This is a genomic window from Paraburkholderia sp., assembly GCF_034668105.1.
Lineage (GTDB): Bacteria > Pseudomonadota > Gammaproteobacteria > Burkholderiales > Burkholderiaceae > Paraburkholderia.
The window spans coordinates 1-24,543 of the sequence record NZ_JAXDPY010000309.1 but is presented as its reverse complement, the minus strand read 5'-3'; the positions used below and the strand labels follow the sequence as shown (position 1 = coordinate 24,543).

The window sequence follows — 24,543 nt, the reverse complement described above, 5'->3', positions numbered from 1 at the left end:
GCGGACGTTGTCGGCTTGCTGGCTTTGCCCACCGGCTCAGACACTTTCACTACGGCGGAATGACCACGATCCTTTTTCTTATCGTAGCGCGAATCGTTGCGCGTGTCTGCGACATGGGTGCCGATCTTCTCGACCCCGCCGCCTTGCACGTCGGTCGCGATGCGCTCCGGACCGGGTTCGCTCGGCATCGCCTTGCCGACCGGCACGTGCAGCACAATCACCTGACCACGCGAAACCTGATCGCGATGCGTGCGATTCCACGCCTTCAACTGACCGATCGAGACGCCGTAACGCACGGCGACGGCGGCCATCGTCTGATTGCGACGCACGCGAATCAACATCTTGCGGGTGTCGGGGACGTCGGGCTCCATGGCCAGTACGGCACTTTCGGCGACGTCGGCACTGATGTCTTCGTCGTCGTCCGAACCGCGCGGCACCACGATTGTGGAGCCCGGCTTCAGACGCATGCCAGCCGGAATCTTGTTCACTTCCATCAATGTGTCGGCGTCGACACCGATCTTTTGCGCAATTGCCGCGGGCGCGGCACGCTCAGTGACCGTGTACGTGGTCCACGACGACAGCGAACCGGAGTACGCCTTCAGATTGCGCTCGAATGCGCTCGCGTTGTCGAATGGCAGCAGGATTTGCGGCTGCGTGGCGCCGAGAATCACCGGCTTTCGGAACGACGGGTTCAGCGAGCGGAATTCGTCCGTGGAGAGATTCGCGAGCTTGGCCGCCATGTCCACGTCGATGTCGTGCGAGGTTGTGACCGTCACGAAATACGGGTGGTTCGGAATCGCCGGCAGCGTGAGCCCGTACATCTGCGGGTTCATCACGATGTTCTTGACGGCCTGCAGCTTGGGCACGTAGTTGCGCGTCTCGTTCGGCATGCGCAGGCTGAGGTAGTCGGTAGGCAGCCCCGCCGCCTCGTTGCGGGCGATCGCGCGCTGCACGTTGCCCTCGCCCCAGTTGTAGGCGGCAAGCGCCAGTTGCCAGTCGCCGAACATGTCATGCAGATTCGACAGATAGTCGAGCGCGGCGCTGGTCGACGCCAGCACGTCGCGGCGCTCGTCCTGCCACATGTTCTGCTTGAGGTTATAGGTGCGGCCCGTGCCCGGCATGAACTGCCACATGCCGGCAGCCTTCGCCACCGACAACGCCTGCGGGCTATACGCGGATTCGATGAACGGCAGCAGCGCAAGCTCGGTGGGCATATGGCGCGCCTCGAGCTCTTCGACGATGTGATACAGGTATTTCTGCGAGCGCTCGGTCATGCGCTGCACGTAGTCCGGGCGCTGCGCATACCAGTTGACCTGCATGTCGACCAGGTCGGTTTGCAGATCCGGCATTTGAAAACCACGGCGAATACGGCCCCACAGATCGGCGTCCTGGCTCGTCAGCTGAGTGACCGAGCCCTGGTCGACGTTGATCGTCTCTTTGGCGGTGGCTGTCTTGCGAAGGGCGTCGGCTACGGCTTGCTGACTGGCGGGGCTTGTTGCGGTGGTGGGGCTATTCGTCGCCGGTCCCTGACTCGCGCAAGCAGCGAGTGCCAGGACCAACAACGCACTTAAGATAAATCGCATGAACGTCTCGGCTTCCACAAGGGCTGGAATTTGCAGCCGATAGTACGAAACGGCATCGTTTACGTCAATCGGAATATACGAAAAAAATCAAGGAAATCTTGGGCTTGGCGAATTTTTGCGATTCATCACGTGAGAAATACCCGATGCCGAACAGGTCAACGGAAGCGGTTTTTCCATTCACGCATCAGCGTAAATGCCGCTAGACGATCAGGCACTTTTTCGTGCAACTGCTCTTGCAAGGTTGTTTGAATCGCCGGATTGTCAGCGCGCAAAAATGGGTTGACGGCGCGTTCGTGGGCGATCGTGGTGGGCAGCGTGGGCACATGACGCGCGCGCAATTCGCTCGCCTTGTCCCGCCAGGCTTGCAGTTCGGCGTTGCCCGGCTCGCAGGCGAGCGCGAAGCGGATGTTCGACAGCGTGTACTCGTGCGCGCAGTGAACCTCGGTCGCGCCGGGGAGCGCCGCAAGCGAATCCAGCGACGCCAGCATCTGCGTCGGCGTGCCTTCGAACAACCGGCCGCAGCCGCAGGCGAACAGCGTGTCGCCACAAAACACGTGCGGCGTGCCGCGCGGGTCGGCGGCCTGAAAATACGCGATATGACCGCTCGTGTGACCCGGCACGTCGAGCACGCTGAATTCGAGTGCGGGCGCCGCGATCGTCACGTGATCGCCATTTTCAAGACGGTGCGTGAGGTGCTGGATCGCCTCACCGGCGGGGCCGTACACGGGAACCGCCTGGCCGTTCAGCAGATCGGCCACTCCACCGACGTGGTCTTGATGATGGTGCGTGAGTAAAATAGCGCTTAGCCGCCAACCTCGTTTTGCCAGATATGCGCGCACGGGGGCGGCCTCACCCGGATCGACGACCACCGCGTGATGGCCGTCGGAAACGACCCAGATGTAATTGTCTTCAAACGCCGGGACCGGTACGTACTCGAGCGCATTCATAGGTGACGCATTCCCTGATATGACTGATCGAGCGATTATAGACTGGCCTGCCTGGACCGATTCGCCACCCGGCCGCTACGTGCTCGACTGGGAACAGACCCAGCTCGATCGCGTGGTGTCGGACGTGTTCGGTTACCATGCGCTGCAACTCGGCTTGCCGCAACTCGACGCCTTGCGCGAGAACCGCATGCCGTGCCGCGGACTCGTGCTCGACGCAGCGAGCGGCGCGAGCGCGCCCTACACTTTCCCGCGCGGCCTGGGGCGTGCCGGAAATGGAGTGGCAATTGGCTCGGGAAATAGCTCGGCGAATGATTCGAAGGGTGCCGCGCAAGGTCTGCCCGCGGGCTTGCCCGCGCCGGCCGGGCGTAGCGCCGTCTGGTGCGACCTGCTCGACTTGCCGTTTGAGGCACAAAGCGTCGACCTGATCGTGATGCCGCATACGCTGGAATTCACGAGCGATCCGCATCGGCTGCTGCGCGAAGCCGAGCGCGTACTGATGCCTGAAGGCCAACTGATCATTCTCGGCTTCAATTCGCTGTCGCTGTGGGGCGCGCGTCAATCGGTCGGCAAGATGACCGGCCGGCCGTTCGTACCCGCGGCAGTCGATCTGATCGCCTTCACGCGTTTGAAAGACTGGATCAAACTGCTGGGTTTCGACCTTGAACGCGGGCGCTTCGGCTGTTATCGTCCGCCGCTCGGCAGCGATCAATGGCTGTCACGCTATGGTTTCATGGAAGCCGCCGGCGACCGCTGGTGGCCGATTTTCGGCGCCACGTACATGGTCAAGGCGATCAAGCGCGTGCGCGGCATGCGCCTCGTCGGGCCGCTGAAAGTGAAGAAACCTGTCCTCGCCGCGGGCCTCGCGCCCGCCGCTACCCCGAATACACGCAACCATACTCAATGACTTCCGACATCATCGATATTTATACCGACGGCGCCTGCAAGGGCAACCCCGGCCGCGGCGGCTGGGGCGCGCTGCTGCGCTTCGGCGACCAGGAAAAAGAACTGTTCGGCGGTGAACCCAACACCACCAACAACCGCATGGAACTGATGGGCGTGATCGCCGCGCTCGAGGCACTCAAGCGCCCCTGCAAGGCCGTCGTGCACACGGACTCGCAGTACGTGCAGAAAGGTATCAGCGAGTGGATTCATGGCTGGAAAAAGAAAGGCTGGATCACCGCGGCGAAACAGCCGGTGAAAAACGCCGATCTCTGGAAGCGGCTCGACGCACTCGTCGCACAGCACGAAATCGAATGGCGCTGGGTACGCGGTCACAACGGCCACCCGGAAAACGAACGTGCGGATCAACTCGCCAATCGCGGCGTCGCGTCGCTCGCAGAAATTTGATGCGGGCGGTGCCGCCCGCAGCGACACCACCGCGCGCGCTACTTTTCTTTGCTGATTTTTTTAGAGCAGGCTAATCCGACATGCGTCAACTCATCCTCGATACCGAAACCACCGGCCTGAATGCACGAACCGGCGACCGGATCCTTGAACTCGGTTGCGTCGAAATGGTGAACCGCCGGCTCACGGGCAACAACCTGCATTTCTACATCAATCCGGAACGTGACAGCGATCCGGGCGCACTGGCGGTTCACGGGCTGACCACCGAATTCCTGAGCGACAAGCCGAAGTTCGCCGAGATCGCCGATCAGTTTCGCGACTTCATTCAGGACGCGGAACTGATCATTCACAACGCGCCGTTCGACATCGGCTTTCTCGATGCCGAATTCGCGCTGCTGGGTTTGCCGCCGGTGAAAACCTACTGCGGCGAGATCATCGATACATTGGCGCGCGCCAAGCAGATGTTCCCGGGCAAGCGCAATTCACTCGATGCACTGTGCGACCGCTTCGGCATCAGCAACGCGCACCGCACCCTGCACGGCGCATTGCTCGACTCGGAACTGCTCGCCGAGGTGTATCTGGCGATGACACGCGGGCAGGAAAGCCTCGTCATCGACATGCTCGGCGACTCGCACGGTGGCGGCGGCACGCACGCGCCGCGCATCGCGATCGATTCGCTGAATCTGATCGTGATTGCCGCGAGCGACGACGAGGTATCCGAGCATCAGGCGGTACTCGACGGCCTCGATAAGGCAATCAAAGGCACGAGCGTGTGGCGTCTCGAACCCACGCCGGCCGCGGATGAGCAAACCGCTTAAAAAGTCCTTTACGGGTGCAAAAATCCCTGACATAATTCGGCTCTCTTCGGGTGGTTAGCTCAGCGGTAGAGCACTGCCTTCACACGGCAGGGGTCACAGGTTCAATCCCTGTACCACCCACCAGTACATAAGCAAGCGTTACCCGACGCTGCTTTAAAAACCCCAGACCCGAAAGGATGCTGGGGTTTTTTATTGCCTATGTCGCCCGCGGTTTTTCATTGTCGCCAACACGGTGGTCTCTGTCTGAGGCGGCTTCACATGCGGAATACAGCAGGCAGGAAATCAGAGGTGTGGGTGCCACCTTATTCTGTCTAGCTCACCACCTTCAGTGGCTGCAAATAGCAGACGTCATCTCAAATCGCCCGGCCATCTCGGCACTGCCTGAAGATTTACCATTCACGATCTCCAAAAGCGTTTTTACGCGAGACGTCGAGAGCCACAGCGGCCAACACAGGTGTCACGGATAGAACGCGAATGCCTCTGCGTCCATTGCGTGGCTGCTTACCGAGCGACGAGTGCCGCGGCGAACGTGATCGATATCGAGCCGCGATGTCCTATGCGTTCGTCGCGGAAGTCACCTGATCGATCAAAAAGACCTGGTGAACCCAATCGCCGATTCTCGGCAGCAGTTTCAGATTTCTCTCATATTTCTTGGTTGGGCTAGCGTTTATCTTGCAGGCGCTAAATAACCCGGAGATGAAATGAATAAAAGTACGCCCAAGCTCGCCTCGACCGGTTCACCAGATCAGCGTCGAACTGGAACTATTGGCGAGACGACACCTACCAACGGACGACCTCATCCCCTCACCCCCGCCGGCTGCGACCTCCGCGATCACGCTTTCATGCCCCTCGATGTCGCGCACCTCTGCAACTTTGGTTTGGCCCGTGACGAAACACTCGCAGCTTGCGGGGCCGCTGTCCTGCTGCGTTGTGTCTCATGGCATGAGTTGCCGGCCGCCTCACTGCCGAACGATGACGAGTGGCTCGCAAAGCGCGTGGGGTATTGGCATCGCGGCAAGATCGATAGAGACTGGCCCGCTATACGCGATAGTGCGCTGCGCGACTGGATCAAATGCAGCGACGGACGCTTGTATCACCCCGCTCTCGCAGCGAAAGCGCGCGAGGCGTGGGCAGCCAGGCCCAGGCAATGTTTCAACACGGAAAGCACGTTCACCAAAAAGGACTGCCGAAGGCGCCGAATCGAATCCATAGATCTCGATCTCGATTTCGACAAGTGGATGCCGTCAGGCTGTCATCAGGGAGAAGCACACGATGCTTCCAGCGAACGAGCCTTCCGCACACCGAGAGAAGCAAAGCACACAACTCGACGCGCAAACAGCGGCAGAGGCGCGGCTACGCGCGGGAGCGAGAAACACGCGATGAGCGCGGCCGACATATCAGCTTCGCTGATCAGATGGGAGCGTGAACGCGGCAAGGCCGCGCGCGGCTTTTCCGCAAACCATGTGCATGTGATCGCACTTGCCAACATGGCTCTGATGCCGAATGAGTTGCGCGAGGTGTACGACTCAGCGGTAGCTGATCGGCTCGGCACGAACGACCATTTGCCAGTGAACGCTGGCTTCATAAAGAAGTTCGCGATCAAACACCACACCCGGCTCAAGCATCGCAACCCGCTCGAGCCAAGTTCAAAGACCGACGGCTGTGAGACCGCATAATTCATCAAGGCAACGCTTTGCAGATTGCGCAATGGACCTCGAGACTGGCACACGCGCGCAGCCGTGAGATCGCTCGGACGCGTATTTTCGACGCGCTCGCATACGGTGAATGCAGCACCGCGCAACGTAACCACCGCAAGCTTCAATTTCGAAAATCGACCCGCGACGACGCGCCTTCGCACAGGATTGCCCAGCAACGCCTCATGCCGGCGCGCAGCTCGCACTTAGGTCGCACTTAGGTCGCATCCGTTGCGTAGAACTCTGTGAGAATAGCCGTAGTTTAGACATCTACACAAAACAAGTCAAGACCTCTAAATTTCAAAGGTAAAAAAACCGCCGGTTAGATGCCGGCGGCGTTTATCGCGAGGGAATAGTCGCCGCTGCGCTACTCCGGCCGGAACATCGAGGCTTTAACAATCGCCGCGACGTAGTGCAGCAGTTCGATCTTCTCCTCCTCGATCGCAATCTCTGGATGATCCCGGTTGACCGAATTGAAATATTTGAGACCGTCGCGCGAATAAAGGTAGACCTTGATCATGACCCGACCGTCCGTTGCCTTGACAAGCACCTCGTCGCCCGGTTCGACAGCGTGATCGGGCTGGACGACCACGAACTCGCCATTGCGGATGCGCGGCATCATGGAATCGCCCGTGCAGCGCAGCCCGTAAGCCCTTTCCTTGGACGGAAACTCCAGATAACCATCGCCATATCCAACGGGAGATTCAATTTCGGCCCAGAAGCCGTCGTTACCTAGCTGTGCCATGCCCACTACCGGAATGCGTTGTCTCTCAAGCAACCAGATCGGGTCGAATTCGTTTCGATCCCCGACATCGGCCAGCTTCTTCTCTCCTTCGCCCCTGACAAGCCAATCAATCCTGTAGCCGTATTTCTTCTGGATGCCGACGGCGTATTCGTGCTTCATCGACTTGATGGCGAGCGACAACCATTGGCTGACAGTACTTTTGGTCACGCCAGCGGCTTCAGCCAACTCGGTCTGATCGATGCCGGTTTCGTCCAGGACAATCTGGATACGTTCGGGAAGGGTGGTCATGGAACAGGAATCTAAACTATACACGGTTTAGATATCTTTCAATTTGAAGTTTAGTTTTCTGTACCATAAACACAAATATCAGGCGGGGCTGGCGCGTCGTTCTCGATGCGTCCAGACATCTGGAGGCAGCCGCTTGATGCCTTCCCGTCTCCGCATGCGGGATTGATCAGGAGGTCCTTGTACCGGCCGCCTCCAAGTCAACACCGAAACCCCGTACGATTGCGACCGCCAGATACTGCTGATATAGTCGGTTTTCGGGCACTCGCCCCATCCACTTTCTTCACCTCATTCGACTACAGGGAGGCGTCACATGTTCGCAGTGCACAGCGCCGTCCCTGAGATGGTCTCACGACCATCCTCGCGACCTTAAAGTTGTCGCGTCGTCGCTCATGCGGTTCTGCCTGAACAGGCGTTCCGCGCAATTCCAGACAGTCCGTAGTCTCATTGCCGGCATGGTCGTCAACTCGGCTCGGCCCGGCGCGCTTGACTGTCTCTTCCGTTCGCTTCTGACTGGAACCTCGGTGCGCTCGCGCGCCACCGGGTCGTGGCAAATGACTAGAAAAAAACTCGACTTTCGTGGACAAGCCTTCAAGGACGTCCTCGGCTTCACCTTCGTTCACTGGGCCAAACAGCCCTGGCGCATCTTCACGATTACCGCGCTGGTGCTGCTCTCGGCATTGGCCGACGTGCTCACGCCGATGTTCGCCGGACGGCTCGTCGACGCGATCGCGTCCGGCTCCGCTAGCGACGCCGTCGCGTGGCACGCCGCGATCACGGCCTTCTGCGTGTTGGGCGCGCTCGGGCTCGGCGCCACGCTGCTGCGCCAGGGCGTGTTCTTCAACATCATCAGGCTGACGCTCAAGATGATGAGCGAGATCGCCGCGAACGCGTTTCATCGCGTACAACGCTTTTCAACGGACTGGCACGCCAACAGCTTCGCCGGATCCACCGTGCGCAAGATCACGCGCGGCATGTGGGCGCTCGATCTGCTCAACGACACGCTGCTGATCGCGCTGCTCCCGTCGCTGGTCATGCTGGTCGGGGCAACCGTGCTGCTCGGCTGGCGCTGGCCCATGATGGGTGCGGTCGTCGGGATCGGCTCGGTGCTGTACATCGCGGTGACCGTGGCCATGTCGCTCGGCTTCGTTGCGCCCGCCGCGCGCCTCGCTAACGCATGGGACACGCGCATGGGGGGCGCCCTCGCCGACGCCGTCAGTTGCAATGGCGTGGTGAAAGCGTTCGGCGCCGAAGCGCGCGAAGAAGTGCTGCTCGAACGAGTGATCGGCAAGTGGCGTCATCGCACGCGCCGCACGTGGGTACGCGGCACGATCAACGGCGGCATTCAGGGCGGCATGCTGGTGGCGATTCAGGCCGCGATTCTCGGCGCCGCGCTGCTGTTGTGGGCGCGCGGCGAAGCAAGCGTCGGCGACATCACGTTCGCGCTGACGATGTTTTTCATGCTGCAAGGCTATCTGCGCGACGTGGGCATGCACATCCGCAACCTGCAGCGTTCGGTCAACGACATGGAGGAACTGGTGTCGCTGGAGAGCCAGCCGCTGGGTATTGAAGATCGTCCCGGCGCGGGCGCGATCGCGATCGGCAAAGGCGAAATTCGCTTCGAGCATGTCACCTTCCACTACGGCACGAAGGCCACGCCGCTCTACGACAACTTCTCCGTGCGCATCGCGCCGGGAGAACGCGTCGGGCTGGTCGGCCATTCGGGTTCGGGGAAGACGACCTTCATCAAGCTGATCCAGCGGCTGTACGACATTTCGGAAGGCCGGATCACGATCGACGGTCAGGACATCGCCCGGGTGCAACAGGCGTCGTTGCGCAGTCAGATCGCGATCGTTCAGCAGGAGCCGGTGCTATTTCACCGCTCGCTGGCCGAGAACATCGCCTATGCACGGCCCGGCGCGAGCCGCGCCGAGATCGAACGCGCCGCGAAGCTCGCCAGTGCGCACGACTTTATCGCGGCGCTCCCTCAAGGCTACGACACGCTGGTGGGCGAACGCGGCGTCAAGCTCTCGGGTGGCGAACGTCAGCGCGTGGCGATTGCGCGGGCGTTTCTCGCGGATGCGCCGATCCTGATTCTGGACGAAGCGACCTCGAGCCTCGACAGCGAAAGCGAAGTGCTGATCCAGCAGGCCATGGAGCGGTTGATGATGGGCCGCACCACGCTGGTAGTGGCGCACCGGCTTTCCACCGTGCGGGCGCTGGACAGACTGCTGGTGCTGGACAAGGGCAAGGTCATCGAGCAAGGCAGTCACGAGACGCTGATCAGGCTCGAGAACGGCCTGTACCGGCGCTTGTTCGAACGTCAGGCACTGGAATTGATCAAGGGCTTGGGCGATTCGGATTCGGCGCTCACGCCCAGGACCCCCGGCACAAAGGCGAATCGGCTCGACGATTCAAACGTGCTGGTCGGGAATTAAATCGCGGTAAGCGTGCGGGGCGTCATGCGGAAGCTGTCGGCAAAAGGCCGCTTCCGCTGGCGTTGCGCACGCCCCGCTGCCCCGCTTCGTTCGCAGGCGCGAGCGCTCATGCGATGTTTCTCGCCACCTGCGCTTGACGCTACGTACTTTGCGGATCGGGACCGCGCGGTGGGCTGACTGCACCGACCGTGCGCTTGACGGAACGCCGTGGGGCCACGTCGCGACTCAATGCGACGAACCGGTCGGCGCTTCAACGCGCGACTAGACTACGCCGGCGGGCAGTCCAATACCTCGCGCCATGCCGGTAGCCGCGAAAACCATCAACACCAGCAGCACGGTCTGGATCACGCTGAAACGCGCGTACTTGCGCGCTTTTCGCAAATCAGGCGGGGCGCCCTTCCTGATAGAGGCGCGCCAGCGCATCAGCGCGAGCATCGACGGGACTTCGAGGATGAGGATCAGCACGAGCAGCGTCATCTTGGCGTGAAAGAGCGGCTCATGGAGGTAGTAGTCCGCGCCCTTTTCGAAGCCACCAAAGGCGCGCATCAGACCGGTGACGATCAGCACTAACGCCGAAATGCCCCAACCCGTATCGGCGCGGAATACGGAGCGCAACGCAGCGGGCACGCTGGCGCGCCGCAGCGCCCAGGTGCGCCGGAGAATCGACGCGAGCGCAAAGCCATAAGCGAGTAGATGAAGGGCGGCAAGCAACCAGCGAACCAGCATGGCGACTCCTGCAAACGGCGCAATATGAACGATCGATGTATGTCCACTCGCCCACTGAGACGCGGGGCGTCACTTCTTATTATCGACTACAGCTTACTTCACGATGCCTGGTTAGCCTGCGAGGTGCGGTCCACTGCACAAAGCAACCCGTTCAGACTTGCTGCAACGATGTATCGAGCGCACGCGCGGCGACCCGATCGCCTTCGGTCGTCAACGCGGTACGGAACACGGTTTGTCGATTGTGACCTGCCGCAGCCGGCGAATCCCACAGCAATTCAATTTTCGGACGACGGCCGAAGCCGCCGCGAGCCAACGCAGGCGCGCCGACCGAGCCGAGCGGCGCGGCGGACGCACCATGCTCGCCCGCCACCCCGAGCGCCACGGCGGGAGTAGGCGTCGGGGTCGAGCTCATCCCTTGACCCGCCGCCCATCGCACGGACAATTCGCGCGCGTCGTATTGGCCAACCTTGCGACGCTCGGCCCAGACGACCACCGTGCGCGTGGCCGGATCGAGCGCAACCGCATAACGGCCGATCGCAAAGCGTCGCGCGGCGATATTGGTACGCCACAACGCACGCGGCCGGCAAATCCAGACCACCGCCGCGTACAACGCCGGCGCCGCCAACAGCCAGCCGTTGGTGGCCGCCACCGCCTGCGCGGCGCGCCGCCAACCGGCGCTTGCCGCGAATGCGCCAACCGACCAGATCGCAAACAGCAAGCCGAGGAAAGCAAACAGGCGCAGCGCTTGCCGCAACCACTGCGGCAACGGATGCAACGGACGCTCAGCCACCGCGCGCGCGCCCGGCAGGAAGATCAGCAGGAACAGGAACACCAGGTTGATGCAAGCCCACGGCGAGGACACCATGGCAGACAGCGACGCGCCCAGGTCCATCTGCGCCATCGAAAAAAGCCAGCGAGCGAGGAGCACGAGACCGATGGCGCGCAGCGCGAAAATCGTTCCGGCGCCGGGCGCCGCGTTCGCACGCGTCTCTTTCGTTCTCGCCAAGGCATCCTCCTGTCGTCGGCGGCGCCGCAGCCAAATTTGCGGCAGGGCCATTATAGGGATATTACGGAGATTGGCTCATGCTGCCGGTGTCCAAACCGTACTTTCTACCGTTCACGAGGCAAAACGCGGCGCGCATGCAACAACGCCCCGAGGGCGAGACGCACGCGGGGCGTTGTTAATGCAGCCGGACCATCTGATCCGCCGGGGGCGCCGAGCCAAAGGCGCCGCCAGCGCTCCAGCCAGACGGCCTGCTGCTTTTCCTTACGGCATTTAGCTGGCGTTGACTTCGCGCAGCACCGTGCGGTGTTTCTGGAGCAGCAGCGCTTCGTAGGTAGCGACGTAGTTCTGCGCCATCACTTTCGACGAGAAGCGCGCTTCGAACGCGGCACGCACCTTGGCGCGCGGCAGCGTGTGCAGACGCTTTACGGCGGCAACCGCGCTGATTTCGTCTTCGACGACAAAACCCGACACGCCGTTTTCGATCACTTCCGGCACCGAACCGCGATTGAACGCGACGACCGGCGTACCGCATGCCATGGCTTCGATCATCACCAGGCCGAACGGCTCCGGCCAGTCGATCGGGAACACCAGTGCATGCGCGTTGCCGAGAAACTCACGCTTTTCGCCTTCGCCGATTTCGCCGATGTATTCGACGTGCGGGAGCGCCATCAGCGGCTTGATCACTTCTTCGTAATAGGCACGGTCGGCCTTGTCGATCTTGGCGGCGACCTTGAGCTTCATGCCTGCCTGGCCGGCGATGCGGATCGCGCGGTCGAGACCCTTCTCCGGCGAGACGCGGCCGAGGAATGCGAGGTAGCCCGGCTCAACGTCCTTGATCGGCGTGAGCACGTTTTCCGGCAGACCGTGATAAACGGTTTGCAGCCAGTTGGCCTGTTGCAGCGGGATACGCTGATTGTCCGAAATCGACACCACCGGCACGTCGCTGAACGTATTGAAGATTGGTTGCAGTTCCGGCAGATCGAGACGGCCATGCAGCGTGGTCAGGAACGGAACCGGCTGACGCGCGAACAGCGAGAACGGGTAGTAATCGATGTGGAAATGCAGCACGTCGAATTCGTCCGCGCGGCGGCGCACTTCTTCGAGCAGCAGCATGTGCGGCGCCATCACGTCGCGGATCGTCGGGTCGAGGCGCAGTGCCTGCGGCCAGAACGCTTCGAGTTTCGCCGAGGTTTGCGAATCGCCGCTCGCGAAGAGCGTGACGTCGTGGCCCTGTTCAACCAATGCTTCGGTGAGGTAGGACACTACGCGTTCCGTACCACCGTAAAGCTTGGGAGGAACCGCCTCGTGCAAGGGAGCGATTTGAGCGATTCGCATAATGAAGAACTCCTCGTAAAAAATCAGGCAAAGGTACTGCGTTTGGTAAAAGCGACTCGCTTGCTCGCCAGGGCAGTCTGGCCGGATATGCCGGCGCGGGCCTGATTCTTTCGAGAAATCCTGCGATGGATCGCTTGGGTAGTGAGCCCAGATCAGCGGTTCGCCGTCTGCGCATGTGCCGGTAAACGCACACATGGCACCTACGTTGACAAACTGTCAGATATTTCGGTGGGCAAACAGAGCACGCATTATCAGTGCCGGGGGTCTCGCTGCACTACAACATTTCAAAGTCTTTACGTTGTTACAAAGGGGAAACACTTTGCAAACCCTTGTTTTATAAGACAGTTCTACAGTAGCCACTGGCTTGCAACGCAGACCTCGACCCCGGCATCTGTAAGCTCTTGCGTCAACTTTACCGGCAGGCATTGAAGAAATGCGGCACCGCGGTTGAATGCAATTTGTAATTGTATCCCGAAATAGTCCGCAACCTGCAGGAACCGCCGGCCACTGGGGGGCGAGCAACCGCAGGTCGCCGTCATCTATCGCGAAATCAGTCGCGCCATCGCCCGGATACACAGGGCGCAATCGCTTTTGCATGTTTACAATGCGAAGCATCGGCTTCGCGGCGAACTCTTTGCTGTGGCCCATCCCTTGCATGCACAACCCGAATCACATCGACCTTACGATCAATTGGAACACTTGACCATCGCCCAGCGTAATGCCCAGAACGCAAAGCTTGCGAGCTATGCGCATCGGCCGCTTGCGTTTCTTTTCCGCTTTATTCGCCGCCATCCGCTCGCGCATGCGATCGTTCTGTGCAGCGTGTTCGCGGCCGTGGGCTGTGCGCTCGCTTCGCAATACGCGATCAAGCATCTGATCGACGTGCTCGGCGAAGGCCGGCATCATCCCGGCCCACTGTGGGGTGCGTTCGCCATCCTGGTCGGCCTGATCGCCGCCGACAACCTGCTGTGGCGGGTCGGCGGCTGGGTCGCTGCGCACACTTTCGTGGCTGTCACCGGCGACCTGCGGCGCGACCTGTTCCAGTATTTGAGCGGCCACTCGCCGACCTACTACTCGGAGAAACAGCCGGGCATGCTGGCGAGCCGCATCACGGCGACCTCGAATGCGGTCTACACCGCCGAAAACACCACCGCCTGGAACGTGTTGCCGCCGTGTATCGCGGTGCTCGGTGCAATCATCATGATCATCGCCGTGAATCCGCTGATGGCGGGCGGCCTGATGCTGTGCTCGGCAATTCTGTCGGTCGTGCTTTACAAACTGGCGGGGCGCGGTTCGGCCCGGCACCATCACTTCGCGACCAAGGCGGCGTCGGTGGACGGTGAACTGGTCGACGTGATCAGCAACATGGGCCTCGTGCGTGCCTTCGGCATGACGTTTCGCGAACAGCAGCGTTTCGGCGCGACTGTCAAAGCGGAAATGGAAGCGCGCCAGCAGAGCCTGCTGTACCTGGAAAAGCTGCGCCTGCTGCATGCGGTCATCACCGCGCTGCTGTCGGCGGGCTTGCTGGGCTGGGCGCTGTGGCTGTGGGATCAAGGCAAGGCGACCTCCGGCGACATCGTGCTGGTCAGCTCGCTGGGCTTCACGATCCTGCACGGCACGCGCGATCTCGCCGTGGCGCTCGTCGACGTCACGCAGCACGTCGCGCGGCTCGCCGAAGCCGTCCGCACGCTGCTCGAGCCGCATGGCATGCCCGACCGCGACGGCGCGAGCGAACTCGTGCCGCAAGGCGGCCGGGTCGATTTCGAAAGCGTGACGTTTGCCTATCCGCGCCGCCGGCCGATTCTCGATCACTTCGACCTGCACATCGAGCCGGGCCAGCGGGTCGGCCTGATCGGCAAGTCGGGCGCGGGCAAGTCCACCGTGCTGGCGCTGCTGCAGCGTTTCTACGAGACCCAGGGCGGTGCAATCAGGATCGACGGCCAGGACATCGCCGGGATCACCCAGGACAGCCTGCGCCACGCGATCGCGCTGGTGCCGCAAGATATCTCTCTGTTCCATCGCACCGTGTACGAGAACATCGCTTACGGCCGCCCCGAAGCGAGCCGTGACGAAGTGATCGCCGCCGCGCGCGAAGCCCGCTGCAGCGATTTCATTGAAGCCATGCCGGAAGGGTTCGACACGATCGTCGGCGACCGCGGCGTGAAGCTCTCCGGCGGGCAGCGTCAGCGGATCGCGATTGCGCGCGCGATCCTGAAGAACGCGCCGATCCTGCTGCTCGACGAAGCCACCTCGGCGCTCGACAGCGCATCGGAAGAAGCGATCCAGAAGGCGCTCGACCGGCTGATGGTGGGCCGCACGGTGATCGCGATCGCGCACCGGTTGTCGACGCTGAACAACTTCGACCGGATCATCGTGATGAGCCAGGGCAAGGTGATCGACGACGGCAGTCCGGAAGAATTGCGCCTACGCCCGGGCCTCTACCGCGACCTGCTGTCGAAGCAGTATGGCAAGGGCACCACGCTTCATATCGGCGGCAAGAAAGTGGACGAGCAGCACGTGGTCTAAGCGACGCGCCGTCCTCTGCTACTTCAGCAAAAAACAGAAAAGCCGCTTTCGAGCGGCTTTTCTGTTTTTCCGGGCAGTTGCAATCGGCCTGAATCGCCGTCTGGATCGCCGCTTATCCCGCCAGGGTCTCACGCGCGGCTTTCCTGCCCGAGCCAGCACGCGCCTTCACCGTTCTGGCGCTCTTCGCCTCACCCACGCTCTGCAGATCGCGCATGAAGTTGTCGCGCCACACCGACACATTGTTCTCGCGCAACTGCACCATCATGTCGCGATAACGCGCCTGACGCTCCACGAGAGGCATTTCCAGCGCCGCGGCGAGTGCCTCGGCCATCCCGTCGATATCGACCGGATTGACGATCAGCGCGCCATCCAGTTCCTGCGCGGCGCCGGCAAAGCGTGACAGCACGAGCACGCCCGGATTCTCCGGATCCTGTGCCGAAACATACTCTTTGGCGACGAGATTCATGCCGTCGCGCAACGGCGTGACATAGCCGACATGCGCCGTACGAAACAGCGCGGCCAGCACCGAGCGCTCGTACTGCTTGTGGATGTAGAGAATCGGCGTCCAGTCCAGTTCGGCGAAACGGCCATTGATGCGCCCCGACTCCCCTTCGAGCTGCAAGCGGATGTCCTGATAGGCGTGCATGTCAGCGCGCGTCGGCGGCGCGATTTGCAGAAACGACACCTTGTTGCGCTGCGCGGTGAAGTGCTCCAGCAGCCGCTCGAACGCACGAAAACGCTCGACCAGACCCTTCGAATAATCGAGGCGGTCCACGCTCATGATCAGTTTGCGCGAATGCAGTGCCGTCTTCATGGTCCGCACTGGCTTGCCGCGCTCGCCTGCTTTCGCGAGCTCGGCGATTTCGTCCGGATAGACGCCGATCGGATAAGCCGCCGCGCGCAGGCCGCGGCCAAATGCATGCACAGTCAGCGGGCCGCGACCCGAGGTGTCCACCGTGCCGTTCGCCTCGTTGACAATGTAGTCGCAGAACGCGCGCAAATCCGGCGCGGTCTGAAAACCAAGCAGATCGAACGAACAGAGCGCTTCGACCAGCTCGCGATGCGGCGGCACCGCCAGCAACACCTGCGAAGCCGGAAACGGAATATGCAGAAAGAAGCCGATGCGATTTTTCACGCCGGCCGCGCGCAACGCCTGGGCGAACGGAATCAGGTGATAGTCGTGGACCCAGATGACGTCGTCTTCGCGCAGAAGCGGCACGAGTTGCCGGGCGAGCCACGCATTGACGCGGCAATAGCCTTCGAAATCGTGCCGGTCGTATTGCAGCAGGTCGGCCCGATAGTGAAACGCGGGCCATAGCGTGGCGTTCGAAAAACCGCGGTAATACTGGTCGTAATCGCGGCGCATCAGTGCGATGGTCGCAAAGGTCACCGGCCCGCGCTCTTCAACGTTGATCTGCGGCTGACCCGAACTGAGCACGTCGCCGCTCCAGCCGAACCACATGCCGCCGGTTTCCTTCAGCGCGTCGTACACGCCGACCGCCAGACCGCCCGCCGCCGGGCCGCCCTCCGAGATCGGCGCCACCCGGTTCGATACGATGATCAGTCGGCTCATGAAGCGCGATTCCCGATGCAGTGCGTGTTGTACGTTGAGCGAGACGGCGTATCCATCATGCCTTGCGCGCCGCCGCGACAATCGATTCGAGCCAGTCGAGCAACGCCGTGACCGACTCGACGCGCGTATGCGCCGTCGTGTCGCCCGCGCCCACCTTGATCGACCAGCCGCCGCGCTCGTTGACGACAGCAAAGCCTTTCTCGTCGGTCAGATCGTCGCCGGCAAACACCGGCTTGCGCCCCACAAACGGCGGCTCGTCGAGGAACGCGCGCATCGCCCGGCCCTTGTCGACGTCCTTCGGTTTGATTTCGTAGACCATCTTGCCCGGCTGCAACACATACGAGGCCGGATAGTCGGCCACCAGCCGCTCGGTCGCCTCGCGCGCCACGGGCTCGCGATCGGGCGCGTTGCGGTAGTGCAGCGCCAGCGCCGCGCCTTTGATCTCGAGCAGCATGCCGGGATGTTCGTTGACGACCTGCGCGAGCACCTGCTCCATGCGCAACAATCGCTCGTCGTGAAAACCAATGCGCTGCGTGTCGCCATTCGCGTCGCGCCGCTCGGCGCCGTGCAGACCCGCGATCGGCAGATCGGGCATGCCAAGAAAGCCGTCGATGCTGTCGATGCCGCGGCCCGACACGAGCGCCACCGCGCCGTTCGTCAGGCTCCGCAACTCGGTCAGCAGGTCAGTCACGCGCGGTTGCACCAGCACGCCGTCCGGCGTGGGCGCGAGTTCGACGAGCGTGCCGTCGAAGTCGAAGAAAAATGCCGTCTCGCTGGGAGACAGAACAGCCGGGAGTGCTTGCATGGGTTAAATTTGCCTTTCAGCCGTCCGCGGCCGGAAAAGTGTGCGCATCTTACCGCGCCGCCGTCAATTTTTCGAGAAAGTAAGCCAGCCTACAAGCCTGGCGGGGCATGACGGCCGACGCCACTCGCCATTACATTCACAAAGACAACAATCCGGCTTCAGCCGGCTTTCAGCCGCCTGCGTCAAATTGACTCGCAAGCCGCGCACCTGTGGGCGCCGGCGACGTGATCGGACGTTTTGCGATACAGTCGCAGCCACGCAGACTATTGCAGCGGCGACCCAATTTGCACACTACAACGCGCCGCGCGCTTTGCCCGAACCCACGTCGCATCCGTTCAGAGGCAGCATCACGCGCCGCTCTTCAATCGAGTCATTGAACCCTGCTTTGTTCCCGATCATCTCGTCCCGACACCCGCTGCCGAACCTCGCGTCAACGCGCCAGCCGTGGACGAGACGCCTGGTTGCGTTGACCGTCATGGTGGGCGCATTGGCCACGCTAAGCGGCTGCACGCATCCCGCCGAACCGTGGCAGTTGACCAATGTGACCGGCCACTTGCCTGACCTCGATTTCACGCTGACCGGCGACGACGGCCGTGCCGTCACCGGCGATACGTTCAAAGGCCGCACGTCGCTCGTCTACTTCGGCTACACGCATTGTCCCGACGTCTGTCCGGAAACGATGGGCCGCCTGATGCAAGTGCTCGGCAAACTCGGCCCGGACGCGCAAAAAGTGCGCATTCTGTTCATCACCGTCGACCCCGCGCGCGACACGCCCCAAGCCTTGCACGACTACGTCGGCGCCTTCGACGCGCAACACGCCGAAGGCCTGACCGGCACCGACTGGCAAATCGAGTCGCTCGCCAAGCGTTACCGGGTCGCCTATCAGATGGAAAAGCGCGACCCCAACGGCAACTACGAAGTCACCCATAGCTCGGCCGTCTATGTGTTCGATCAGGACGGCCACGCGCGCCTGCTCGCCACCGATCACGATACTCCCGATACGATCGCGCAAGACCTGCGCCGTATCATTGATGACCGTTCCTGACCTTTCCCGAGTTCATTCATGTCGATCAAGATCAAAACGTTCGCCGCACTGAGCTGCACCCTCGCCCTCTCCTTCGGTTGCGCGTCGGCGGCGTTTGCCGCCGGCGCTAACGCGATCAGCGTCAAGGACGCGTGGGTCCGCTGGCTGCCGAACAACCTCCCCGCCGCCGGCTACGTGACGCTGGTGAATGCGGGCGACAAGCCGGTCGACCTCGTCGATATTTCCAGCACCGACTACGGCGACGCGATGCTGCATCAAACGGTATCGAACGGTTCGACGCAAAAAATGGTGATGGTCGACAAGCTGACCGTGCCCGCGCACGGCCAGGTGTCGATCGCGCCGGGCGGCTATCACGTGATGCTCGAAGACGCAAAGCACAAGGTCGCGCCGGGCGACACCGTGCATCTGACGCTGAAGTTCTCCGACGGCGAAACGCTCGATACGCCGTTCGCGGTCAAGTCGCCTGCCCAAACCAAGTAACCCGGTTACGCTTCGCGATGAACCTGCTCTACTGGCTCGATCCCTGGGAGTTCTCGCCGACCGTCGTGATTGCCCTGCTGGTGCCGGCGATCCTGTTCGTGCGCGGCGCGCGCAAGGCGAAAGTGTCGATTCGCCGGCGCATTTCCTTCTGGTTCGGGCTGGTCGCGTTGTATGTCGCGCTGCATACGCGGCTCGATTATTTCTTCGAGCATGAGTTCTTCATGCATCGCGCGCAGCATCTGGTGCTGCATCACCTCGGGCCGTTCTTTATCGCGCTTTCTTATCCGGGCGCCGCGTTGCGCGCGGGCATTCCCTTTAGCTGGCGGCAGCGCTTCGTGCGGCCCGCGCTCGAGACCCCGGTAGTACGCAAGCTGCTCGACGTGGTGATGCATCCGGTGGTCGCCGTCACGCTGTTCGTCGGGCTGATCTACTTCTGGCTGATGTCGCCGATTCATTTCATGGCGATGCTCGACTGGCGGCTGTACCGCGTGATGAACTGGAGCATGGTGATCGACGGCCTGCTGTTCTGGTGGCTCGTGCTCGATCCGCGTCCGGCGCCGCCCGCCCGTTTGTCGCCCGGCAAGCGCGTGCTGGTGGTGATCGCCGCGATTCCGCCGCAGATCATGCTCGGCGCGTTTATCTTCTTCACGCCGCACGAGCTGTATCCGATTTACTCGATCTGCGGGCGCGCCTTCACCTGGCTGAGCCCGATGCGCGATCAGCAGATCGGCGGCCTGCTGCTGTGGATTCCGGGTTCGATGATGAGCGTGATCGGCGCGCTGCTGGCATTGCGTCACTGGATGCGGCTATCGGCACGCGGACGTCTGCGCGGCGAGCGGCGCGCCACGGCGACGCAAGGTTTGGGGCAAGCGGCGGCGTCAGCCGCGTCGGCGCCGGCGGCCGGCCACCACTGACCATTCGACGCTATTGACGGCGGAATCAGGCGCGGCGCCGAATCGCAAGAGGCGGCCCACACATGACGATGCCGAAAGGGCTTTGCGAACGTGGCCCTGGAAGCCGTGCGGCGCGCGCATGCCGGGCACGGTTTGCAGTCTGGCTCAAGCCGACCGCATCCACACGTGCGCGATGCCGTCCTCTTCATGAACTTCTGATACCGGCGTGAAACCGAACGCGCCGTAGAAACCCTGCAGATGCGCCTGCGCGTGCAAACGGATCGGCGTACCCGGCCACTGTGCGCGGATCTGCGCGAGCGCGCGTTCGAGCATCGCATTGCCAAGGCCGATACCGCGGAATTCCGCGGTGGTCAGAACGCGGCCGATGCGGATATCGGTGTCGTCAGCATCGGCCAGCAGTACGCGCAGATAACCCGCGAGCGGTGGACGCCGGGTGTTGCCCGCGTCACCGGGACCATAGGCAAACAGATGCCAGGCCTCTGAGTCGAGCCCGTCGACATCCTCATACACGCACTTCTGCTCGACGACGAACACCGCGCTGCGCGCGGCCAGCATCGCATAGACTTCGGCGGTCGTGAGGTCTTCGAACGCTTTCCAGCGCCATTCGAGTTGCGCCAGTCGCGTGGCGGCGGTTTGCTGCGATTCTGTCATGGGTAATCTTCAAAGGATGCGCGCCGTCACGGGCGGTGGCAATGCGGAATTATGCCGTGCGTGGCGGACTAAGGCTATGCGGCGCCGGGCCGGCGCCGATTCTTGCGAGGTCGACAGACCGTACGGGCGAATGCTGTGGATCTTCTCGTCACCGGAATCCGCAGCACGCCGCGTGTGCGTACCGGATACGCTCGCGTTCATGCCACGCTCAGTTGCCGCGCGCGGCCCGGGCCTTCGACGCCTGCTTGTGGCTATACATCGCCGCATCGGCAGCCGCGAGCAAGTCGGCGATCGATGCATGCCGCGGGGGATCGTACTGAATCTGGCCGACGCTATAGCGGATCTGGTAGCCACGATATGCGCCAGATCGCGCAGCAATTCGCGCTCTTCCTCGTCGAGGCCGCGCGGCTTCGTGTCGATCAGACACAGCGTGCCCAGCTTGCTGCCAATCGGAACCGTGAGCGGACAGCCGGCGTAGAAACGGATGTTCGGACTGTCCGTGACGAGTGGATTGTCGTGGAAACGCGCGTCGGCCAAGGTGTCCGGCACCATCAGGATTTCGTCGTTATGTCCAATTGAGCCCGTTTCGCGAATTTCTCCGGGTCGAGTGGGAGCCGTGTTGCCGTCGCGTTCCCGGCAGGTGCCGCAATCGAGACATTTCACGGTGAAATGCGGCTCGCGGGCTTGCGCGTCGGCAAGCCGTTACTCGCCGACAGAAACCGGCTCAACGGCTTGTGCGAGACATTCGACCAAGTTACCGGGCCCGCACAAATGCAACGCGCCCACTACCACCAGGGTGCGCTCCGGGCGCCCGAGTAACGCCGACACACACGCGGCCCACGCGCGATTGCGGACGTCGAGAATAGCCTCGCGGATGCCGGGCAGATTGAACATCGGCGACTCGGCGGCAATCTGCTGCACGGCCGGTAAATCGCCATGCAGCCAGGCGGCGTGCATTCGCTCGAGCGTGCGCTGCGGCTCGTCGAGATCGGACATCAGCATGCCGAGCGCCGTGCCGATAGCGTCGAGCGGAATCGCTTCGAGCGACGCCGCCACGTCCTGCGCGGTCTCGAGATACTGGAACGGTTTGGCCTGTGCGAGCGCCGAGCGCAGCATGCGCGGCTCGACGCCTTCGACGACTTGCTGAAACAGCGTCGGCGCGACGATCAGCGCGGCCCACGGACGCAGATCGACGAGTGGCGCCAACGGGCCTTCCGCGGGCCACGCGGCTTGCAGCCGATTCCAGGCATCGGCGGATAGCAAGGGCTGCAGTTGGGCTGCGCCGCCCTGCGAATGCATCTTCAGGTACGGCAGGATCGTCGGCGGATCGGATTCGAAGACCAGCGATTCGGCCCAGTCATACGCGTGGCCGATCCATGGCGGCGTTCTGCGGCTCGTCGCCGGAAACAGATGCATTGAGCCGAGCAGACGAACGTTGGTGCCGGTAAGTTGTAGATACATGCAACCTCGTGTAGACGGGCAATTGCGCAAAAAGGCAATCGGGCGATTCAATCGACGGCGCGCAGCGCGGGGGCGCCACTCACGGCCCCTTGCCAGACGGTCCGCACCGTGCACACGACGAACAGCAGGAACACGATCTGCGAAAGATACATGCGAATCGGATGATGCAGTGCGAACCATGAATTGTGCACTACGTCTGACGCGATGACGGCGACACAGAGGCTGAGTGGATGGATCAGGCGGAGGTGGAGAGCGCGGCGTTGAGGGTTTGGGATACGCATGCCTTGTCAATTCTTCCACTCAACCTGAATTAGAAAAAAGCCCCGGCGTTTCTCGGGGCTTCTTTCTCGTGCGGCAAAAGTTGATCGTTTAATCGCGCGTTTCAATCATTGCGTGCTTCTTTTGAATGACTCCACTTTGCCTGTATAACGCTCGTTTCGCACACCATTACTGCCGTAATATTCTTCCGCTGACTTCAGACCTTGTTCGGATGCTGTTCCGTGTATTCCACGTTCCATGTCTTACGCGGCGTTAGCGGAAAAGCGAACGGCCGATTGACGACCACATCGGCGCCATTCACGTTCCGTTCACGGCTCCAGTCGGCGCCCGCGATCACCTCGCTCGGTATTTGGGTCGAACCCGCCTGCTTCAAGCTGTAGTAGATGTGAGAAGGCGTTGCACGCAAGACCGTCACTTCGTCGGGCGTTTGCCGCCAGATTGAAGGTGCTTTCTCGAAGGTGTTGACGCAGGTCCACGAATCCCCGCCTTTAATGGCGGGCGCCGGTGCCGATTGCGCAAACGCCAGCAATGGCAAGCCAATGGCACACAGCACAGCACAGTAGATGACGGTGAATATGTATGTGCCGGGACGCGTAGACCGAGCATCGGAACGCGCCGAATTGACGTCCGCGAGGACGGCGCACCAAAAGAAAAGCCCCGACAAGTCGGGGCTTTTCAGTACTTCAACTACTGGAGGCGCGAGCCGGAGTCGAACCGGCCTAAACGGCTTTGCAGGCCGCTGCATAACCGCTTTGCTATCGCGCCGCAAGCGGACTGGAACCTAGCTGCAGATTCTCAGATTTGTTTGGTGGGTAACCGTAAGGACCGGTCCACCAAACAAAAAGGGAAGCGTTGCTTCCCCCTATGTATGGAGCGGGAGACGAGGCTCGAACTCGCGACCTCAACCTTGGCAAGGTTGCGCTCTACCAACTGAGCTACTCCCGCATTGCCCTACTTCACAACGCCTTGCATTTTTACTTCGCCAAACAATGCGTTGCTTTAAAAATTGGAGCGGGAGACGAGGCTCGAACTCGCGACCTCAACCTTGGCAAGGTTGCGCTCTACCAACTGAGCTACTCCCGCATTGTGCTGCTTTTGCCCTGCTAACTACTGCCTTGTTACTGCAACTACGCTCTTACTGCATCGCGCTTCAAACTGCGTGCATCGGAGAAACGAGATTATGGAGAAACGACTGAAACGTGTCAACCCCTTTTGCGAATGTCTTTAACTGAAAAGATTTCACTCATGCTTCGCAGACGTTCGACATGCGCGGACATGTTTCAACCCGCTGACCTTGCGCCTCGACGATCCCTCTTCAATCAGGCAACGCCACTGCGCTCGCGGATCTGTGGCCACGCGAGCTTCATGTAATAGAGCATCGACCAGATCGTCAGGAACGCGGCCAGATAGATCAGCCACAGACCCCAAACACGCGTGTCGACAGTGACACCGCCGCCGAACGACAACGGCCCATAGAACAGCAGCATTGGAATCGCCACCATCTGACACACGGTCTTGAACTTGCCGAGCGAATTCACTGCAACGCTCTTCGAGGCGCCGATCTGCGCCATCCATTCGCGCAGCGCCGAGATAGCGATCTCGCGGCCGACGATCACCAGCGCAATCGCAGAATCGATCCGCGCGAGTTGCACGAGCACCAGCAACGCAGCCGTCACCATCAGCTTATCGGCGACCGGATCGAGAAACGCGCCGAACGCCGAGGTCTGATTCCATTTGCGGGCCAGATAGCCGTCGAACCAGTCGGTCAGGGCCGCCAGAATGAAAATCGTCGCGGCTGCCAGATTGCGGTGTGCCGGGCTCATCATCATGTCGGGCAAATAAAACACGCCGACGACGAGCGGAATCAGAACGATCCGCAGCCAAGTCA

The 24,543-nt window shown here is 61.7% G+C and carries 23 protein-coding genes and 4 tRNA genes; 10 read left to right on the top strand and 17 right to left on the bottom strand.

Annotated elements, in window-relative coordinates:
- Window positions 1-1,583, bottom strand: a 1,583-nt coding sequence (locus tag QOC89_RS14120) for a transglycosylase SLT domain-containing protein (protein ID WP_323045572.1), incomplete at its 3' end; no start/stop codon positions are given.
- A 155-nt stretch (window positions 1,584-1,738) separates the two neighbouring features.
- On the bottom strand, window positions 1,739-2,530 hold the full coding sequence (gloB, locus tag QOC89_RS14115; protein ID WP_323045571.1) for a hydroxyacylglutathione hydrolase: 792 nt from the start codon (window positions 2,528-2,530) through the stop codon (window positions 1,739-1,741).
- A gap of 19 nt (window positions 2,531-2,549) precedes the next feature.
- Between gloB and QOC89_RS14110 the strand changes: the two genes are divergently transcribed.
- The 5 genes from QOC89_RS14110 (at window position 2,550) to QOC89_RS14090 (ending at window position 6,368) form a co-directional block, all read left to right on the top strand.
- Window positions 2,550-3,434, top strand: a complete 885-nt coding sequence (locus QOC89_RS14110; protein WP_323045570.1) for a class I SAM-dependent methyltransferase — start codon at window positions 2,550-2,552, stop codon at window positions 3,432-3,434.
- Window positions 3,431-3,877, top strand: coding sequence for a ribonuclease HI (gene rnhA, locus QOC89_RS14105; protein WP_179733338.1), 447 nt, complete (start codon window positions 3,431-3,433; stop codon window positions 3,875-3,877). The genes QOC89_RS14110 and rnhA overlap by 4 nt, the downstream gene beginning before the upstream one ends.
- Before the next feature lie 80 nt (window positions 3,878-3,957).
- Window positions 3,958-4,692, top strand: coding sequence for a DNA polymerase III subunit epsilon (gene dnaQ / locus QOC89_RS14100; RefSeq protein WP_323045569.1), 735 nt, complete (start codon window positions 3,958-3,960; stop codon window positions 4,690-4,692).
- A gap of 48 nt (window positions 4,693-4,740) precedes the next feature.
- Window positions 4,741-4,815, top strand: a tRNA-Val gene (locus tag QOC89_RS14095).
- A gap of 578 nt (window positions 4,816-5,393) precedes the next feature.
- Window positions 5,394-6,368 carry a hypothetical protein gene (locus QOC89_RS14090; protein ID WP_323045568.1) on the top strand — a complete coding sequence of 325 codons (975 nt, stop codon included), beginning with the start codon at window positions 5,394-5,396 and terminating at the stop codon, window positions 6,366-6,368.
- A gap of 385 nt (window positions 6,369-6,753) precedes the next feature.
- Here the strand turns inward: QOC89_RS14090 and QOC89_RS14085 are convergent, their stop codons facing one another.
- Window positions 6,754-7,419: an XRE family transcriptional regulator gene (locus QOC89_RS14085; RefSeq protein WP_323045567.1), complete on the bottom strand. Its 666-nt coding sequence runs from the start codon at window positions 7,417-7,419 to the stop codon at window positions 6,754-6,756.
- Window positions 7,420-7,970: 551 nt separating this feature from the next.
- Here QOC89_RS14085 and QOC89_RS14080 point away from each other — a divergent pair.
- Complete coding sequence (locus tag QOC89_RS14080; RefSeq protein WP_323045566.1) at window positions 7,971-9,854, top strand: ABC transporter ATP-binding protein; 1,884 nt, start codon at window positions 7,971-7,973, stop codon at window positions 9,852-9,854.
- Between the two features lie 261 nt (window positions 9,855-10,115).
- On the opposite strand, the gene QOC89_RS14075 is transcribed toward QOC89_RS14080, so the two are convergent.
- From QOC89_RS14075 to QOC89_RS14065, 3 genes are all read right to left on the bottom strand, one after another.
- A complete protein-coding gene (locus QOC89_RS14075) occupies window positions 10,116-10,580 on the bottom strand; it encodes a DUF2214 family protein (protein WP_323045565.1) in 465 nt (154 codons plus the stop codon).
- A 151-nt stretch (window positions 10,581-10,731) separates the two neighbouring features.
- A complete protein-coding gene (locus tag QOC89_RS14070; RefSeq protein WP_323045564.1) occupies window positions 10,732-11,586 on the bottom strand; it encodes a hypothetical protein in 855 nt (284 codons plus the stop codon).
- Window positions 11,587-11,856: 270 nt separating this feature from the next.
- A complete protein-coding gene (locus QOC89_RS14065) occupies window positions 11,857-12,921 on the bottom strand; it encodes a glycosyltransferase family 4 protein (RefSeq protein ID WP_323045563.1) in 1,065 nt (354 codons plus the stop codon).
- A 690-nt stretch (window positions 12,922-13,611) separates the two neighbouring features.
- Between QOC89_RS14065 and QOC89_RS14060 the strand changes: the two genes are divergently transcribed.
- The gene (locus tag QOC89_RS14060; protein ID WP_323045562.1) at window positions 13,612-15,447 is read left to right on the top strand and encodes an ABC transporter ATP-binding protein; all 1,836 of its coding nucleotides are present in this window, start codon (window positions 13,612-13,614) and stop codon (window positions 15,445-15,447) included.
- Window positions 15,448-15,559: 112 nt separating this feature from the next.
- Here the strand turns inward: QOC89_RS14060 and otsA are convergent, their stop codons facing one another.
- Window positions 15,560-17,020: an alpha,alpha-trehalose-phosphate synthase (UDP-forming) gene (gene otsA, locus QOC89_RS14055; protein ID WP_323045561.1), complete on the bottom strand. Its 1,461-nt coding sequence runs from the start codon at window positions 17,018-17,020 to the stop codon at window positions 15,560-15,562.
- 55 nt (window positions 17,021-17,075) lie between these two features.
- Window positions 17,076-17,825, bottom strand: a complete 750-nt coding sequence (gene otsB / locus QOC89_RS14050) for a trehalose-phosphatase (RefSeq protein WP_323045560.1) — start codon at window positions 17,823-17,825, stop codon at window positions 17,076-17,078.
- Between the two features lie 475 nt (window positions 17,826-18,300).
- Between otsB and QOC89_RS14045 the strand changes: the two genes are divergently transcribed.
- Genes QOC89_RS14045 through QOC89_RS14035 form a run of 3 tightly spaced genes read left to right on the top strand, consistent with a single transcriptional unit; the run spans window position 18,301 to window position 20,264 of the window.
- The gene (locus tag QOC89_RS14045) at window positions 18,301-18,870 is read left to right on the top strand and encodes an SCO family protein (RefSeq protein ID WP_323045573.1); all 570 of its coding nucleotides are present in this window, start codon (window positions 18,301-18,303) and stop codon (window positions 18,868-18,870) included.
- 18 nt (window positions 18,871-18,888) lie between these two features.
- Window positions 18,889-19,350, top strand: a complete 462-nt coding sequence (locus tag QOC89_RS14040) for a copper chaperone PCu(A)C (protein ID WP_323045559.1) — start codon at window positions 18,889-18,891, stop codon at window positions 19,348-19,350.
- 17 nt (window positions 19,351-19,367) lie between these two features.
- On the top strand, window positions 19,368-20,264 hold the full coding sequence (locus QOC89_RS14035; protein WP_323045558.1) for a cytochrome c oxidase assembly protein: 897 nt from the start codon (window positions 19,368-19,370) through the stop codon (window positions 20,262-20,264).
- A 144-nt stretch (window positions 20,265-20,408) separates the two neighbouring features.
- Here QOC89_RS14035 and QOC89_RS14030 read toward each other — a convergent pair whose 3' ends face one another.
- The 9 genes from QOC89_RS14030 to pgsA all read right to left on the bottom strand — a co-directional run.
- Entirely contained in the window at window positions 20,409-20,915 is a 507-nt protein-coding gene (locus QOC89_RS14030) for a GNAT family N-acetyltransferase (protein WP_323045557.1), read from the bottom strand.
- A gap of 9 nt (window positions 20,916-20,924) precedes the next feature.
- Window positions 20,925-21,467 carry a GAF domain-containing protein gene (locus tag QOC89_RS31880; RefSeq protein WP_416340401.1) on the bottom strand — a complete coding sequence of 181 codons (543 nt, stop codon included), beginning with the start codon at window positions 21,465-21,467 and terminating at the stop codon, window positions 20,925-20,927.
- Window positions 21,468-21,617: 150 nt separating this feature from the next.
- A complete protein-coding gene (locus tag QOC89_RS14020) occupies window positions 21,618-22,376 on the bottom strand; it encodes a TraB/GumN family protein (protein ID WP_323045556.1) in 759 nt (252 codons plus the stop codon).
- A gap of 47 nt (window positions 22,377-22,423) precedes the next feature.
- Complete coding sequence (locus QOC89_RS14015; RefSeq protein ID WP_323045555.1) at window positions 22,424-22,567, bottom strand: hypothetical protein; 144 nt, start codon at window positions 22,565-22,567, stop codon at window positions 22,424-22,426.
- Between the two features lie 284 nt (window positions 22,568-22,851).
- Window positions 22,852-23,208: a hypothetical protein gene (locus QOC89_RS14010; protein ID WP_323045554.1), complete on the bottom strand. Its 357-nt coding sequence runs from the start codon at window positions 23,206-23,208 to the stop codon at window positions 22,852-22,854.
- A 138-nt stretch (window positions 23,209-23,346) separates the two neighbouring features.
- A tRNA-Cys gene (locus QOC89_RS14005) sits at window positions 23,347-23,420 on the bottom strand.
- Between the two features lie 104 nt (window positions 23,421-23,524).
- Window positions 23,525-23,600 (bottom strand) — tRNA-Gly (locus tag QOC89_RS14000).
- A gap of 62 nt (window positions 23,601-23,662) precedes the next feature.
- Window positions 23,663-23,738, bottom strand: a tRNA-Gly gene (locus tag QOC89_RS13995).
- A 236-nt stretch (window positions 23,739-23,974) separates the two neighbouring features.
- On the bottom strand, window positions 23,975-24,543 hold a 569-nt coding region (gene pgsA / locus QOC89_RS13990), incomplete at its 5' end, for a CDP-diacylglycerol--glycerol-3-phosphate 3-phosphatidyltransferase (protein ID WP_323045553.1).

Excerpts from the sequence above, each read along its gene's own strand:
- QOC89_RS14020 (WP_323045556.1), bottom strand. The coding sequence starts at position 22,376 with ATGTATCTACAACTTACCGGCACCAACGTTCGTCTGCTCGGCTCAATG.
- QOC89_RS14110 (WP_323045570.1), top strand. The coding sequence starts at position 2,550 with ATGACTGATCGAGCGATTATAGACTGGCCTGCCTGGACCGATTCGCCA.
- otsB (WP_323045560.1), bottom strand. The coding sequence starts at position 17,825 with ATGCAAGCACTCCCGGCTGTTCTGTCTCCCAGCGAGACGGCATTTTTC.
- otsA (WP_323045561.1), bottom strand. The coding sequence starts at position 17,020 with ATGAGCCGACTGATCATCGTATCGAACCGGGTGGCGCCGATCTCGGAG.
- dnaQ (WP_323045569.1), top strand. The coding sequence starts at position 3,958 with ATGCGTCAACTCATCCTCGATACCGAAACCACCGGCCTGAATGCACGA.
- QOC89_RS14090 (WP_323045568.1), top strand. The coding sequence starts at position 5,394 with ATGAATAAAAGTACGCCCAAGCTCGCCTCGACCGGTTCACCAGATCAG.
- rnhA (WP_179733338.1), top strand. The coding sequence starts at position 3,431 with ATGACTTCCGACATCATCGATATTTATACCGACGGCGCCTGCAAGGGC.
- QOC89_RS14035 (WP_323045558.1), top strand. The coding sequence starts at position 19,368 with ATGAACCTGCTCTACTGGCTCGATCCCTGGGAGTTCTCGCCGACCGTC.
- gloB (WP_323045571.1), bottom strand. The coding sequence starts at position 2,530 with ATGAATGCGCTCGAGTACGTACCGGTCCCGGCGTTTGAAGACAATTAC.
- QOC89_RS14030 (WP_323045557.1), bottom strand. The coding sequence starts at position 20,915 with ATGACAGAATCGCAGCAAACCGCCGCCACGCGACTGGCGCAACTCGAA.
- QOC89_RS14080 (WP_323045566.1), top strand. The coding sequence starts at position 7,971 with ATGACTAGAAAAAAACTCGACTTTCGTGGACAAGCCTTCAAGGACGTC.
- QOC89_RS14065 (WP_323045563.1), bottom strand. The coding sequence starts at position 12,921 with ATGCGAATCGCTCAAATCGCTCCCTTGCACGAGGCGGTTCCTCCCAAG.
- QOC89_RS14045 (WP_323045573.1), top strand. The coding sequence starts at position 18,301 with ATGGTGGGCGCATTGGCCACGCTAAGCGGCTGCACGCATCCCGCCGAA.
- QOC89_RS14085 (WP_323045567.1), bottom strand. The coding sequence starts at position 7,419 with ATGACCACCCTTCCCGAACGTATCCAGATTGTCCTGGACGAAACCGGC.
- QOC89_RS14040 (WP_323045559.1), top strand. The coding sequence starts at position 18,889 with ATGTCGATCAAGATCAAAACGTTCGCCGCACTGAGCTGCACCCTCGCC.
- QOC89_RS31880 (WP_416340401.1), bottom strand. The coding sequence starts at position 21,467 with ATGGTGCCGGACACCTTGGCCGACGCGCGTTTCCACGACAATCCACTC.
- QOC89_RS14075 (WP_323045565.1), bottom strand. The coding sequence starts at position 10,580 with ATGCTGGTTCGCTGGTTGCTTGCCGCCCTTCATCTACTCGCTTATGGC.